General features: G+C 48.8%; 12 protein-coding genes. 7 read left to right on the top strand and 5 right to left on the bottom strand.

Annotation, left to right across the window (positions count from 1 at the left end):
• Positions 1 to 79 precede the first annotated feature (79 nt).
• Complete coding sequence (speB, locus tag ACXAD4_RS05775) at positions 80 to 994, top strand: agmatinase (RefSeq protein WP_475239498.1); 915 nt, start codon at positions 80 to 82, stop codon at positions 992 to 994.
• 179 nt (positions 995 to 1173) lie between these two features.
• On the opposite strand, the gene clpA is transcribed toward speB, so the two are convergent.
• On the bottom strand, positions 1174 to 3438 hold the full coding sequence (gene clpA / locus ACXAD4_RS05770) for an ATP-dependent Clp protease ATP-binding subunit ClpA (RefSeq protein ID WP_475239497.1): 2265 nt from the start codon (positions 3436 to 3438) through the stop codon (positions 1174 to 1176).
• Positions 3439 to 3486: 48 nt separating this feature from the next.
• Positions 3487 to 3807 (bottom strand): ATP-dependent Clp protease adapter ClpS, encoded by a 321-nt coding sequence (clpS, locus tag ACXAD4_RS05765; protein WP_107298674.1) that lies wholly within the window; start codon positions 3805 to 3807, stop codon positions 3487 to 3489.
• A 462-nt stretch (positions 3808 to 4269) separates the two neighbouring features.
• Between clpS and cspD the strand changes: the two genes are divergently transcribed.
• A complete protein-coding gene (gene cspD, locus ACXAD4_RS05760; RefSeq protein ID WP_187463223.1) occupies positions 4270 to 4491 on the top strand; it encodes a cold shock domain-containing protein CspD in 222 nt (73 codons plus the stop codon).
• Positions 4492 to 4769: 278 nt separating this feature from the next.
• On the opposite strand, the gene icd is transcribed toward cspD, so the two are convergent.
• Complete coding sequence (gene icd / locus ACXAD4_RS05755; RefSeq protein WP_475239494.1) at positions 4770 to 6023, bottom strand: NADP-dependent isocitrate dehydrogenase; 1254 nt, start codon at positions 6021 to 6023, stop codon at positions 4770 to 4772.
• Between the two features lie 142 nt (positions 6024 to 6165).
• Here icd and rluE point away from each other — a divergent pair, with 142 nt between their 5' ends.
• The 4 genes from rluE (at position 6166) to purB (ending at position 10291) form a co-directional block, all read left to right on the top strand.
• Positions 6166 to 6807: a 23S rRNA pseudouridine(2457) synthase RluE gene (rluE, locus tag ACXAD4_RS05750; RefSeq protein ID WP_475239491.1), complete on the top strand. Its 642-nt coding sequence runs from the start codon at positions 6166 to 6168 to the stop codon at positions 6805 to 6807.
• A 255-nt stretch (positions 6808 to 7062) separates the two neighbouring features.
• Positions 7063 to 8178 (top strand): tRNA 2-thiouridine(34) synthase MnmA, encoded by a 1116-nt coding sequence (mnmA, locus tag ACXAD4_RS05745; RefSeq protein WP_475239489.1) that lies wholly within the window; start codon positions 7063 to 7065, stop codon positions 8176 to 8178.
• 14 nt (positions 8179 to 8192) lie between these two features.
• Complete coding sequence (hflD, locus tag ACXAD4_RS05740; protein ID WP_107298669.1) at positions 8193 to 8810, top strand: high frequency lysogenization protein HflD; 618 nt, start codon at positions 8193 to 8195, stop codon at positions 8808 to 8810.
• A gap of 110 nt (positions 8811 to 8920) precedes the next feature.
• Complete coding sequence (gene purB / locus ACXAD4_RS05735; protein ID WP_475239486.1) at positions 8921 to 10291, top strand: adenylosuccinate lyase; 1371 nt, start codon at positions 8921 to 8923, stop codon at positions 10289 to 10291.
• Between the two features lie 65 nt (positions 10292 to 10356).
• Here purB and ACXAD4_RS05730 read toward each other — a convergent pair whose 3' ends face one another.
• Positions 10357 to 10710 carry a tRNA-binding protein gene (locus tag ACXAD4_RS05730; protein WP_475239483.1) on the bottom strand — a complete coding sequence of 118 codons (354 nt, stop codon included), beginning with the start codon at positions 10708 to 10710 and terminating at the stop codon, positions 10357 to 10359.
• Positions 10711 to 10893: 183 nt separating this feature from the next.
• On the opposite strand from ACXAD4_RS05730, the gene ACXAD4_RS05725 reads away from it, so the two are divergent.
• Positions 10894 to 12027: a ribosomal protein uL16 3-hydroxylase gene (locus ACXAD4_RS05725; protein WP_475239481.1), complete on the top strand. Its 1134-nt coding sequence runs from the start codon at positions 10894 to 10896 to the stop codon at positions 12025 to 12027.
• A 67-nt stretch (positions 12028 to 12094) separates the two neighbouring features.
• Here the strand turns inward: ACXAD4_RS05725 and ACXAD4_RS05720 are convergent, their stop codons facing one another.
• Positions 12095 to 14206 carry a methyl-accepting chemotaxis protein gene (locus ACXAD4_RS05720; protein ID WP_475239478.1) on the bottom strand — a complete coding sequence of 704 codons (2112 nt, stop codon included), beginning with the start codon at positions 14204 to 14206 and terminating at the stop codon, positions 12095 to 12097.
• Between the last annotated feature and the right edge of the window lie 94 nt (positions 14207 to 14300).

Here is a 14300-nt window from a genome sequence, read left to right as displayed (position 1 = left end):
CAGGCCACCAGCATACTGGTGGCCACTTAACAATATTTGGTCCAACAATATTTGTTCCCGACAGTATCAGGAGCCGATTATGGCAACACTTGCAACTCATCCAGATTATTCGCTAACGGCAAATGCCTTTGGTTTTCTACGTCAGCCGTTAGAATTTGCACCGCACTCCACCGATGCCGATATCATCATCACCGGTATCCCGTTCGATATGGCCACAACAGGCCGCTCAGGTAGCCGTATGGGCCCGAATGCAATCCGCCAGGTATCGACCCATCTTGCTTGGGAAGGCAAACGCTGGCCTTGGTCATTTGCGCTTAAAGACAAGCTGACCATTGCCGATTGTGGTGATTTGGTTTTTGACAGCGGTGATGCTGCGCAAATGTGCGAACGCTTGGAAAACCACGCGACGTCACTGCTTGAAGTGGGCAAAACCTTGCTGACCTTCGGTGGTGACCACTTTGTTACTCTGCCGCTGCTGCGTGCCCATGCCAAGAAATTCGGCAAAATGGCGCTGATCCATTTCGATGCCCATACCGATACCTATGACATGGGCAGCCAGTTTGATCACGGTACCATGTTCTACCACGCACCTAACGAGGGCTTGATTGATCCACAGCACTCAATCCAGATCGGGATACGTACCGATTATGACAATAAGCTAGGCTTCAGTGTCCTGGATGCAGGAACAGCTAATGACTGGTCGGTTGATCAAATTGTCGAGAAGATTAAACACACCGTCGGTGATATGCCAGTGTACCTAACCTTCGACATAGATTGCTTGGATCCGGCGTTCGCACCGGGTACCGGCACACCGGTATGTGGTGGACTGACATCGGACAAAGCGTTGAAGATCATCCGTGGCTTACAAGGCATCAATCTTGTGGGTATGGACGTGGTTGAAGTCGCACCGGCTTATGACCATGCCGACATGACCGCTTTGGCCGCTGCGACCATTGCAACGGATTTGCTGCACTTGTACGCGAGTCGAAAATAGACGATTGGCGGGAACAATGACTGATAGTTATACCCGGTCAAGAATGCTATTCCGAGAGCCTTGGGCCTACTATCCCAAGGACTACTTCACCTATCGCCTCTAGCCTTCAACCACTGGCCCCATAACGAAAGGAACCGCCCAGAGGCGGTTCTTTTTGTTAACGTTTATTATCGGTATGTCTAGTGCGCTGGTTCCAAATCACTACTGAACTGGAAATCCAGTTCATCGTTGACGATATCAACACGCACCGAACCGCCGTTCACCAAGCTACCAAATAGCAACTCGTTGGCCATTGGTTTTTTCAGGTTGTCCTGAATCACGCGGGCCATTGGACGGGCACCCATCGCCTTGTCATAACCTTTATTCGCCAGCCACTCACGGGCTTTCGACGACACTTCCATTGATACACCACGGGCATCCAGTTGGGCCTGCAGCTCGACAATGAACTTGTCGACCACCTGGGAAATAACATCTTTCTCAAGGTGGTTGAACCAAATGATACCGTCTAGACGGTTACGGAATTCAGGCGTGAAGACACGCTTGATTTCACCCATTGCATCGTGGCTATGATCCTGCTGGATCAAGCCGATCGACTTGCGGACCGTCTCGGTAACACCGGCATTAGTGGTCATCACCAAGATCACATTACGGAAATCAGCCTTGCGACCATTGTTGTCGGTAAGCGTACCGTTATCCATCACCTGAAGCAGCAGGTTAAAGACATCTGGGTGAGCTTTTTCGATTTCATCAAGCAGTACCACTGCGTGTGGATGCTTGATAACCGCATCGGTCAACAGACCACCCTGATCGTAACCAACATAACCTGGAGGCGCACCGATTAGGCGGCTCACTGTATGACGCTCCATGTACTCAGACATATCAAAACGAAGTAGCTCGATGCCCAATGTACGTGCAAGCTGTACCGTTACCTCTGTTTTACCTACACCAGTAGGGCCAGCAAACAAGAATGAACCCACAGGTTTGTTCTCGGCACCCAGACCAGCACGGCTAAGCTTGATCGCCTCGGTTAGCACATCGATAGCCGGATCTTGTCCGAAGACTAGCATCTTCAGCTTGTTATCAAGTTTTTGCAGTACATCACGATCACTTGAAGAAACCGACTTCTCAGGGATACGCGCCATCTTGGCGATCATTGCCTCGATATCACTGACATTAACAGTCTTCTTACGACGGCTCGCTGGCGCCAAGCGACAACGCGCACCGGCTTCATCGATAACATCAATCGCTTTATCCGGCAGATGGCGTTCATTGATGTATTTCGCTGACAGCTCAACCGCAGCACGGATAGCTTTGTTGGTAAAGCGAACTTCGTGGTGCGCTTCGTACTTCGGCTTCAGACCCATCAAAATCTTGGTGGTGTCATCCAGTGAAGGCTCGATAATATCGATTTTCTGGAAACGACGAGACAGCGCACGCTCTTTCTCAAAGATGTTGCTGTATTCCTGGTATGTCGTCGAGCCCATGCAGCGAAGCTTACCGTTACTGAGCAGCGGCTTGATAAGGTTAGCCGCATCAACCTGACCACCAGAGGCGGCACCTGCACCGATGATAGTGTGGATTTCATCAATAAACAGGATGGCTTGCTCTTCTTTCTCTAGCTGCTTCAGAATTGCTTTGAAGCGCTTCTCGAAATCACCACGGTATTTGGTACCAGCCAGCAGTGAACCAATATCCAGTGAGTAAATCACACAGTCTTTGATCACATCTGGCACTTGGCCCTCAACGATACGCCAAGCCAAACCTTCCGCAATCGCGGTTTTACCCACACCGGCCTCACCGACCAATAGTGGATTGTTCTTACGGCGACGACAAAGCACCTGTACCGTTCGTTCAAGTTCAGTATCACGGCCAATTAATGGATCGACCCCACCCGCACGGGCAAGCTGGTTGAGGTTGGTAGCAAAGTTTTCCAGTTTATCTTCAGAACTCTGCTCTGCACGTGGTTCTTCGCCACCCACATCAGGACCGTTGATATCGTCGTTGTCGCTATCTTTGACCGTGCCATGAGAAATGAAATTAACCACATCCAAACGACTGATATCGCTCTTCTTGAGCAAATAAGCCGCATGCGATTCCTGCTCGCTAAAGATAGCGACCAGCACATTAGCCCCGGTCACTTCGCTGCGACCGGAAGACTGAACGTGGAATACAGCACGCTGTAATACACGCTGGAAGCTGAGTGTAGGCTGAGTTTCCCTGCTTTCATCATCCACTGGGATCAGTGGGGTCGTTTGTTCAATAAACGAATCAAGCTCTTTGCGCAGCGTATCCAGATTAGCTCGGCAGGCCACCAAGGCCTCTTGTGCCGCTGGATTCTCCAATAATGCCAACAGCAGATGTTCTACCGTCATAAACTCATGACGTTTCTCTCTCGCCCGCGCAAAGGCAGCATTCAAGCTCGCTTCAAGTTCTTTGTTTAGCATAAGGCACCTCCCCTAAATACCACTCAATTATGGCGTGCCGGAAAAAGACTATGCCTTTTCCATCGTACACAGTAGCGGATGTTCATGCTCCCTCGCATACATCATCACCTGGGCCACCTTGGTCTCGGCTACCTCGGCGGTGAAGGTTCCGCACACCGCTTTCCCCTCGTAATGCACAGTTAGCATCAACTGTGTTGATTTCTCCAGATCCATGGAGAAGAACTTCTGTAACACTTCTATCACAAAATCCATCGGTGTGTAATCATCATTGTTCAAAATTACTTTGTACATCGATGGTGGTTTTGTCTGGACTTCCTCTTCTTCCAATACATCGGAGTCGGGAATAATCCACTCGTATAACTTACTCATAACCTTAACTTACCAGTACGATAGGAATAGTCTACCAAGAAACAAAGAGTTAACTTATATCCCTGCTTACAAGGCGTGTCCGACCACCGTTTTCCTACCCCTATATTCAGACTAATGCACACATTGTATTCCAGCAAATAAGAGATGACTATGACTAAGCCGACAATCCGGACGAATTACCGCCGTTTCCGCCTAAAGTGGGAGATACCGCCAGAATGCGACAGATTGCATAAAATACGTGCCAGAAAAGCAATTACATGCAGAAAGATGTCAAAAATTTAACACGGCACCACATTTTAATAAAATGTTATATGACCAACTTGACTGCCTAAGTCTTTTTACTAAAGTGTAACTTGTAGTAGATATTAACTGCATCAAATTAGCATTAGTATGCAAGTCGTGATACAAAGGACATAGCAAACTAATGCAAAATGGAACTTGAATGCACAGAAGGAAGTAAGCATGGCAACAGGTACAGTTAAATGGTTTAATAACGCTAAGGGATTTGGTTTTATCTGCCCTGAAACAGGCGAAGGCGATATTTTCGCCCATTATTCGACTATTCAGATGGATGGTTACCGTACACTCAAAGCTGGTCAGCAGGTCAGCTACACGGTTGAGACTGGGCCAAAAGGGTTCCATGCCAAGGAAATCATTCCCGTTGAAGGTGAGGCTGTTAAATAGCAGGTTTGACCTCTACGTTTCTTTCTGAAGACGAGCAAATGCTCGTCTTTTTTATTTCATTTCACTTTCTCTGCCCGGAATCGCTCTATAAGTTCTCTCTTTTGGCCAACAGAAAAGTGAATAACTTATGCATATTCACCCATTCTGTTAACGCTATCAATATTTAACAATACAGTTACAATGGCAAATAATTTGCCTATTGAGTAGCATATTTGAGGCACAAAAAAGCCCAGCATGAGCTGGGCTTTTTTGCATTTTATCGCAATGATGATACAGAATTACATCTGCTCAATCATGTCATCCGCAAACTCTGAACACTTACGCAGTGTCGCACCTTCCATTTGGCGCTCAAAATCGTAAGTTACAGTCTTGTTGCTGATCGCTGCTTCCATCGAGCTGATGATAAGATCAGCCGCTTCAGTCCAACCTAGGTGGCGAAGCATCATTTCTGCAGATAGGATCAATGAACCTGGGTTCACTTTGTCCTGGCCCGCATACTTAGGTGCAGTACCATGAGTCGCTTCGAACAGGGCAACACCATCACCGATGTTTGCACCCGGTGCGATACCGATACCACCAACCTGTGCAGCCAGTGCATCAGACACATAGTCGCCGTTTAGGTTCATGGTTGCAATCACATCGTACTCTGCTGGGCGCAGAAGGATTTGCTGCAGGAACGCATCTGCAATGCTGTCCTTGATGATGATTTCTTTACCCGTATTCGGGTTCTTCAGTGTCATCCATGGGCCGCCGTCAAGCAGCTCAGCACCAAACTCCTGCGCTGCCACTTCGTAACCCCAATCTTTGAAGGCACCTTCGGTGAACTTCATGATGTTACCTTTGTGGACCAGCGTTAGCGAGTCACGATCATTGTCGATAGTGTACTGAAGTGCAGCGCGGACTAGGCGCTTAGTGCCTTCTTCAGAAACCGGCTTGATACCTACACCACACTGTTGTGGGAAGCGGATCTTAGTTGCGCCCATTTCGTCTTGCAGGAACTTGATAACTTTATCAGCTTCTTCGGTGCCAGCCTTGAACTCAACACCCGCATAGATATCTTCCGAGTTCTCGCGGTAGATAACCATGTCTGTTAGTTCAGGTTGCTTAAGTGGGCTTGGTACACCATCGAAGTAGCGAACTGGGCGGGCACAGATGTATAGGTCAAGCTCTTGGCGAAGTGCAACGTTCAAAGAACGGATACCACCACCGACAGGGGTAGTTAGAGGACCTTTGATTGCAACTTTGTAGTCACGGATGAAATCAAGGGTTTCTTGTGGTAGCCAAGCATCTTCACCATATACTTGCGTTGATTTCTCACCGGTGTAGATTTCCATCCAGGCAATCTTACGGTCACCGCCGTAGGCTTTGTCGACAGCGGCATCAACGACTTTGATCATCGCAGGGCTTACGTCAACCCCAATACCATCACCTTCGATGTAAGGAATGACAGGGTTGTTAGGAACGACCAGTTTACCTTCAGAATCCAGAGTGATTTTCTGACCTTCAGCTGGTACAACTACTTTACTATCCATTTAAATCTCCTAGCGTCCATTTGTTATCTTTTTGTAAGATGCGCGCAAATCATACTTGAAATTTTATCGATACGCCACTCATTGTATTTTTCGCGTATAATAGGCGTGTCAATTTACTTTTCCCTTGTACAACTCGCTATTTATGAAGCCAAACACCTCTTCACGTCAACCTAAACGTGCCAATAATGAGCGCCGACCATCAAGAATACGAAATAAACCAAGGCGTCCCCGCGGCCCGACAAAGATCATATTATTTAACAAACCTTATAACGTTCTGACCCAGTTTACGGGCGAACCGGGGGATAAAACGCTGTCTGATTTCGTCCCGGTAAAAGACGTATATCCAGCCGGTCGACTGGATAAAGACAGTGAAGGATTATTGGTGCTGACCAATGATGGCGTTTTGCAGGCACGCCTGACCCAGCCGAAATCCAAGCAACCGAAAACTTACTGGGTTCAGGTTGAAGGTGCCCCGAGCGAAGAAGAGCTGGAACAGCTGCGACGTGGCGTGACCCTCAAGGACGGTCCGACCTTGCCTGCGGGTGTTGAAGTCATCGACAACCCTAATGTTTGGGAGCGAACCCCGCCTATTCGCGAGCGAAAGAATATTCCGACGACTTGGCTGGCCATCACCTTGAAAGAAGGGCGCAACCGCCAAGTGCGCCGCATGACCGCACATATCGGCTACCCTACCCTGCGCCTTATCCGCTACAAGATGGCTGATTGGACCGTCAGTGATCTGGCCCCGGGGGAATGGAAGGAAGTCAAACTCGACGCTTCTTAACTTACTTGCCAGCAGTTTTCTACTGCTGGCAAACCCTTCACATTTTCCTGCTGGCTTTTTACGAATTTAACATTAAAAACACTACACTTTTGCCTCGCCCTCATCTATCATTGCCACCAGAAAGCAAACGTTTGCGCAAATGAAAAAATGACGTTGGTAAAATTATTAAAGTGTGATTCCGCTCTCGCTCTGTTTCGGCCAGATGGTTTCTGTTAGAATCGCGCCCTTAACTTTTATTAACGACTGAAGAGTAAAATGTCAGATAACAGCCAGAAAAAAGTCATTGTCGGCATGTCCGGCGGTGTAGATTCCTCGGTATCCGCGTACCTTCTTCTTCAACAGGGCTACCAAGTTGAAGGCCTGTTTATGAAAAACTGGGAAGAAGACGACAACGATGAGTACTGCTCAGCAGCCGAAGATCTCGCTGACGCACAAGCTGTATGTGACAAACTGGGTATCCACCTGCACACCATCAACTTTGCGGCAGAATACTGGGACAACGTGTTCGAGTACTTCCTAGCTGAGTACAAAGCAGGCCGTACACCAAACCCAGACATTCTTTGTAACAAAGAAATTAAATTCAAAGCGTTTTTGGACTTCTCCGATGAAGTGTTGGAAGCCGATTATATTGCCATGGGCCACTACACCCGTCGCAGCTTCCCTACCGCTGAAGGCGAACTACCGCAAATGCTGCGCGGTGTTGATAACAACAAAGATCAGAGCTACTTCCTGTACACATTGAGCCACGAGCAGATTGCTCGCAGCCTATTCCCTGTGGGTGAGCTAGAGAAGCCCGAAGTACGCCGCATTGCGGAAGAGCAAGGCCTGATCACTGCGAAGAAAAAAGATTCTACCGGTATCTGCTTTATCGGTGAGCGTAAGTTCACGGAATTTTTGAGCAAATACCTGCCGGCACAGCCAGGTAAGATTGAAACCGCCGATGAAGGAAAAGTCATCGGTGAACACCAAGGTCTGATGTACCACACCCTAGGCCAACGTAAGGGCCTACATATTGGTGGCCAGAAAGGTGGTAACGGTAATGAAGAGCCTTGGTTCGTCGTTGATAAAGATGTAGAGCGTAACGTTCTGATTGTTGGCCAGGGTAAAGACCACCCTCGCTTGAAGTCAGACGGTTTGGTGGCAGCTCAGCTACACTGGGTTGATCGCCAACCAATTCGCGAACCGTTCAAGTGCACGGTTAAAACACGCTACCGCCAGCAAGATATCCCTTGTACCGTTATCCCGGTTGATGACGAAACCATCAAGGTTATCTTCGACGAGCCGCAGATTGCGGTAACGCCGGGCCAGTCCGCTGTTTTCTACAGCGGTGAAGTCTGTCTGGGCGGCGGTATTATTGAAAAGCGTATCTAAGGGAGTTGACGCACGTGGCAAACACTGTTTATGACCGTACTATTGCCTTTGCTGGTATTTGTCAGGCCGTAAAGCTAGTTCAAAAGATTGCCCGAGACGGCCATTGCGACCATGACGCGCTGGAAGCCAGCCTGAACAGCATTATGGCGACCAACCCGTCTAACACCATTGAGATCTTTGGCAACGAAGCCAATTTGAAAATGGGTCTCGAAGCACTGGCAGCAGAAATCGACAATACGCCATCAGGCAATGAGATCACTCGCTACCTAGTCAGTGTCATGGCATTGGAGCGTAAACTGGCTAGCCGCCGAGACAGCATGGCGCAACTGGGTGACCGTATCAGTACGGCCCAGCGCCAGACAGATCATTTCGAGCTACTGGAAGACCAAATGATCAGTAATTTGGCCAGCATTTACCTGGATATCATTAGCCCATTGGGCCCACGTATCCAGGTGACCGGTACACCGGCTCAGCTTCAACAACAAAGTGTGCAGCACAAAGTGCGAGCTCTACTTCTCGCCGCGATTCGCTCCGCGGTGTTATGGCGCCAGGTCGGTGGTAAACGTCGCCATTTGATCTTCGGACGCAAACAGATGGTCGAACAGGCGAAAATCCTGCTAGCCCGCTGCTAACAATATATTTCGTGCCAGCGTTGCTGGCACTTTTTTACCCCCTTACCAAACCTTGGCAAGGGTGAACGTTACACCTTGTTTAAACCTTAATTGATTCAGGAGAGAGCAACATGGAACTGTCAGCATTGACTGCTGTTTCCCCAGTAGACGGCCGCTACGGAAGTAAAACGATTGCACTTCGCAGCATTTTCAGTGAATTTGGTCTGCTAAAGTACCGTACAATCGTTGAAATCCGCTGGCTACAGAAACTTGCCGCTACTGATGCTATCGTGGAAGTTCCTGCGTTCAGCGCTGAAGCCAATGCCTTCCTAGATCGCGTTGCTGCTGAGTTCAGCGAAGAAGACGCAATGCGCATCAAGACCATTGAGCGCACGACTAACCACGATGTAAAAGCTGTTGAATACTTCCTGAAAGAAAAAGTCGCTGAAGTACCAGAGCTACACGCTGTGAACGAGTTCATTCACTTCGCATGTACATCTGAAGATATCAACAACACTTCTCACGCACTGATGCTGCACGAAGCGCGCGAGCAAGTTATCCTGCCTGAAATCCGCAACGTTATCGATGCGATCAAAGGCCTAGCCAACGAATACCGTGAAGTACCGCTTCTTTCTCGTACCCACGGCCAGCCAGCTTCTCCATCAACAATGGGTAAAGAAATGGCTAACGTTGCATACCGTATGGAACGTCAGTACAAGCAGATCGAAAACGTTGAAATTCTTGCGAAAATCAACGGCGCGGTAGGTAACTACAACGCTCACCTATCTGCTTACCCTGAAGTTGACTGGCACCAGTTCAGCGAAGAGTTCATCACTGAATCTCTTGGCGTAACTTGGAACCCATACACCACTCAGATCGAACCGCACGATTACATCGCAGAGCTATTCGATGCTATCGCACGCTTCAACACGATCCTTCTAGACTTCGACCGTGACGTTTGGGGCTACATCGCTCTGGGTCACTTCAAGCAGAAGACTATCGCTGGTGAAATCGGCTCTTCAACGATGCCGCACAAAGTTAACCCAATCGACTTTGAAAACTCTGAAGGTAACCTTGGCCTAGCGAACGCTATCTTCAGCCACCTAGCACAGAAACTGCCTGTTTCTCGCTGGCAGCGCGACCTGACTGACTCAACAGTACTGCGTAACCTAGGTGTTGGCTGTGGCTATGCAATCATTGCATACACTTCAACCCTGAAAGGTATCAGCAAGCTAGAAGTTAACCAGGCTGCACTTGAAGCTGAGCTTGACCAAAACTGGGAAGTACTGGCTGAGCCTGTACAGACTGTTATGCGTCGCTACGGTATCGAAAAGCCATACGAGAAGCTAAAAGAGCTGACTCGTGGTAAGCGTGTTGACGGCGAAGGCATGCGTAACTTCATCGATGGTCTGGAACTGCCAGAGCACGAGAAAGCACGTCTAAAAGAAATGACGCCAGCGAACTACATCGGTGATGCAGTTAAACTGACTGACAAGCTGTAATCGAAAAGTCATACATCATATATATCAAGGCCAGCATCATGCTGGCCTTTTTGTTGTTATGAAACCTAGCCCGCTCGGCTACCATTCGGAATAGAGGTTTCAGGCACAGCGAGGCAAGGTGTCAACTTATCAGCGTAGCCAATATCAAACAGCATCCCCTGAAAGACTTCGCCGGCCATTTTTTGCTCTGGTAAATTCACTACGAACAAGGCTTGTTTACCTTCAATCTCAAATGGGTCTTCCCGCTCTTGTTTGATACCAGCAAGAATTGAACGGACATGATCGCCAAAGTCTACCGTCAGCTTCATCAGCTTCCTCGATTTTTCAACTTCCGCCACAGCGGTAATCGTACCCACTCGAATATCCAATTTTTCAAAGTCATCAAACGTGATTAGTTCTTTAATAGGTGCTGGTTTCATCTTAATGCTCGTATCAACAATTTCGCTGTAATAGATTGAATAATCCAACCTATCACTTTGCGAGTCCGTAAACGAAGACCCTCCTCACGAAAGCAAACCTCTCTGTTTTATACCCAAAACACCGCAGCACGACAGAGTTATGCGTATAATCTCTTCATCATTGTCAGCATAAAAAGCAAAGCTATGTATCAACTCACTTTTTCGTTCGAAGCGTTTTTGGCCGAGTTCTGGCAAAAGAAACCAACCATCATCAAACAAGGATTCAAAGACTTTTCCGATCCCATCAGCCCTGACGAGTTGGCTGGGCTTGCCATGGAAGAAGATGTCGATTCTCGCTACATTGCTAAGCATGGTGACGACTGGGAGGTTAAACATGGCCCCCTCTCCTTTGATAACGTCCCAGAAGATAACTGGTCTTTTATGGTTCAGGCGGCCAACCACTGGCATGAAGGGGCAGCGCGCTTAGTGACACCTTTTCGCCAATTACCTAATTGGTTATTCGATGATCTGATGATCAGCTATTCAGCACCTGGTGGCGGTGTCGGCGCACATATCGATCAATACGATGTGTTCATTGTTCAGGGCTCGGGGAAGCGTCACTGGCGAGTTGGCCCTAAGAAAGCCAACTACGAGGAAGAGTTTGGCCATCCCGCACTACGCCAAATCAAAAGCTTTAAGCCGATCATTGATGAAATACTCGAACCCGGCGACATCCTATATATTCCACCGGGTTTCCCGCATGACGGCTATGCCATTGAAACGTCAATGAGTTTCTCAATTGGCTTTCGCTCACCGAAAAAACAAGAGTTGCTTAGCAGTTTTGCTGATTTTGTTATTGCTAATGAAGTGGGCGATGTCCACTACCACAACCCGGATTTGCCCGCCCGTAACACACCAGGGGCTATTATGGCCAGTGAGTTCACAGACATGGAAACCATGATGCGCAGCCTGCTCGATCACCCAGAGATGATAAAGCAGTGGATGGGAGAACACCTCAGCCAAAGCCGGCACGAGCTCGATATCATTGCCGCCGAACCGCCATGGCAAGCTGCCGAGGTCTACCAGTTCCTCGAAAGCGGTGAAGTGCTCAAACGATTAGGAGGTCTGCGTGCTTTCTATTATCCAGGGCATCCCCATGTCCTGTTTATCAACGGCGAGAGCTATGAGCTACCGGATGAATGCGGTACTGCGGCAAGCTACCTGTGTGATGCCGAAGCTATCAGCCAGAACATGCTGGGCAAGCTCATTGACCACCCGGCATTTATCGCCTTGCTAACCCAGCTGGTCAATTACGGATACTGGTATCCAGTTGAGTAAAGTCTTTTGATTAAAAAACACCGAGCGTTTGCTCGGTGTTTTGATGGAATGCATTACTTGGCTTGACTCATACTTTGAACTGACCCGCTAACGACTGCTGATGCTTAGATAACTCCGCCAATCGCTCGCCTATGCCTGCAGACCTCTCCGCCTGCTCAAGGATATTCTCACTCAAACCACGGATATTGGAGACATTTCGGTTTACTTCAGCCGATACTGCTTGCTGCTCTTGCGCTGCATGCATGATTTGCTCATTCATAGATTGGATGGATGCCACCGCCTCTGTGATTTGACCAAGGCTCACCACCGCCTGACCGACTTGGGATGAAGTCTCACCCGCCAACTGGTTGCCTTCTTCAATCGCAACGACCACATCACGTGTACCTTGTTGCAGTACTTCAATCACAGTGCGGATCTGTCCAACCGAATCATGCGTCCGGCTGGCTAGTTGACGAACCTCATCGGCTACAACGGCAAATCCACGCCCCTGCTCGCCGGCACGGGCCGCTTCGATCGCTGCATTCAAAGCTAGCAAGTTAGTCTGCTCTGAAATACCTTCTATCACCTGCAGGATCTGGTTGATATCTTCACTGTTAGTTTCAAGCTCCTTGGCAACCGGTACGGCATTTTCCATCCTGACCACCAAGTTATCCATTGACGTTGCTGATTGCTTGATCACATGATGGCCATCGCGCACTGCGCTATCAGCCTGACCGGCGGCAACGACAGCGGTTTCGGTGTAACCCACTACTTGCTCTGCTGTTTGGGCCAACTCTTCCGACGCGGTTGCGACCATATCCACTTCACGGAACTGGGCCTGGCTGCCATCCCTTGTATGGTTGGCAACCTCTGCCGCTTGCTTAGATGTAGTACCCACATCATTCACCGCCACCACGACATCACCGATAGTGGCTTGGAGCTTATCTAGAAAGCGGTTGAACCAAAGGGCGAGCTGGCCGACTTCATCATTTTGCGCAACATGCAAACGTTGGGTTAAATCACCTTCGCCGGTTGCGATATCTTCCAACCGCTCAGCAACATGGCGGATCGGGGCGACCAAACGTGAGGAAGCAAGCACAACCACCAGCAAACCAGCGACAGCCACAGCCAAACTGACAATCGATTGTACCCACGCCGACTGATCACGCTGTTGCGAAATATCTGCATCCAAGGCGATTGCCTCTGCCAGTACCCGCTCCACCGGTAACTGGATAACAACGCCCCAGCTCATCTGCCCAAGTTGTACAGGCGTGTAGGCATATAGCCACTGCTGATCATCCGTCCAAAGAATTTGCTCTTCGCTTCCTTGCAACCAGCGGGTTAGATCCGCAGGCAACCCGTCGGTTTGATTAAAGATCTGCCCGATTCGACTCGGCGACTGATCCCAAGCGACAATGGTACCGTTCTGGCTGATCAAACTGACATTACCCGCACTGTCGAACAGTGCTTGGTCTACAGATTGAATTAACGGTTGTAATGGAGACAGCTGAATATCAATCCCCATCACCCCTATGACTTCACCATCAATATCCAGCGGGACGGTAATCGTACTGACAACCGGAGCTTGCTGGCCAAAACCGGCCAACAGCGGATTAGACACACACATACCTGATTGATTATTGATGCACTGTGCCCACACATTCTGGCTAACCTGTAATTGTTGCTCTGAGTAAATAAACTGTTCAGATTCACCGGACGGCGATTTCGCCCAATAAGGTGCAAAGCGTCCCTGTTCATTGGCACCCACGTAATCAGCCCCTGCATAATTACGATCTTCACCATCAAGAGCATCAGGGTTGAATACGACAAAGGCTCCATGAATATTCTCGAACTCATTCACGGTACGGCGTAATAACTCGCTGATCGAACCACGTAATTCCGAGCTATTGGTGTAATTCTCTTCCGCATTGTATTTGAGGAACAATACACTTTGGGCCAGCATTTCGGCGCGATGAGTCGCCTCATCAAGATACTGCTGAACAGTGGTGCTTTGTTTTTCTGCTTGGGCCTGAACGACCAGTTGAGACTTTTCCCGGAGAGTGGAGTAAACCTGCTCGCTAACGAGTTGTTGACTTTGGGAGGCGAAATAAAATGACAGGCCTGTTAATACTATTACTGTCGCCAGTAAGGCTAGCCCGGCCATCAGGGCTATTTTCCATTTGACGGATAATGACCGCATACAACAATCCTTGTTACTACTACATTATTTCAATAACGAGCGTCATCTGAGTTACGCCCAGCCTTGGGCTCAATCGCTATATTGTGCTTATTGT

The sequence above is a fragment of the Photobacterium sp. AWH4_225 genome (assembly GCF_056158405.1).
This window is presented reverse-complemented; position numbering and strand designations above follow the sequence as displayed.

Excerpts from the sequence above, each read along its gene's own strand:
- rluE (WP_475239491.1), top strand. The coding sequence starts at position 6,166 with ATGAAGCCAAACACCTCTTCACGTCAACCTAAACGTGCCAATAATGAG.
- ACXAD4_RS05730 (WP_475239483.1), bottom strand. The coding sequence starts at position 10,710 with ATGAAACCAGCACCTATTAAAGAACTAATCACGTTTGATGACTTTGAA.
- ACXAD4_RS05725 (WP_475239481.1), top strand. The coding sequence starts at position 10,894 with ATGTATCAACTCACTTTTTCGTTCGAAGCGTTTTTGGCCGAGTTCTGG.
- purB (WP_475239486.1), top strand. The coding sequence starts at position 8,921 with ATGGAACTGTCAGCATTGACTGCTGTTTCCCCAGTAGACGGCCGCTAC.
- icd (WP_475239494.1), bottom strand. The coding sequence starts at position 6,023 with ATGGATAGTAAAGTAGTTGTACCAGCTGAAGGTCAGAAAATCACTCTG.
- speB (WP_475239498.1), top strand. The coding sequence starts at position 80 with ATGGCAACACTTGCAACTCATCCAGATTATTCGCTAACGGCAAATGCC.
- mnmA (WP_475239489.1), top strand. The coding sequence starts at position 7,063 with ATGTCAGATAACAGCCAGAAAAAAGTCATTGTCGGCATGTCCGGCGGT.
- ACXAD4_RS05720 (WP_475239478.1), bottom strand. The coding sequence starts at position 14,206 with ATGCGGTCATTATCCGTCAAATGGAAAATAGCCCTGATGGCCGGGCTA.
- cspD (WP_187463223.1), top strand. The coding sequence starts at position 4,270 with ATGGCAACAGGTACAGTTAAATGGTTTAATAACGCTAAGGGATTTGGT.
- clpS (WP_107298674.1), bottom strand. The coding sequence starts at position 3,807 with ATGAGTAAGTTATACGAGTGGATTATTCCCGACTCCGATGTATTGGAA.
- clpA (WP_475239497.1), bottom strand. The coding sequence starts at position 3,438 with ATGCTAAACAAAGAACTTGAAGCGAGCTTGAATGCTGCCTTTGCGCGG.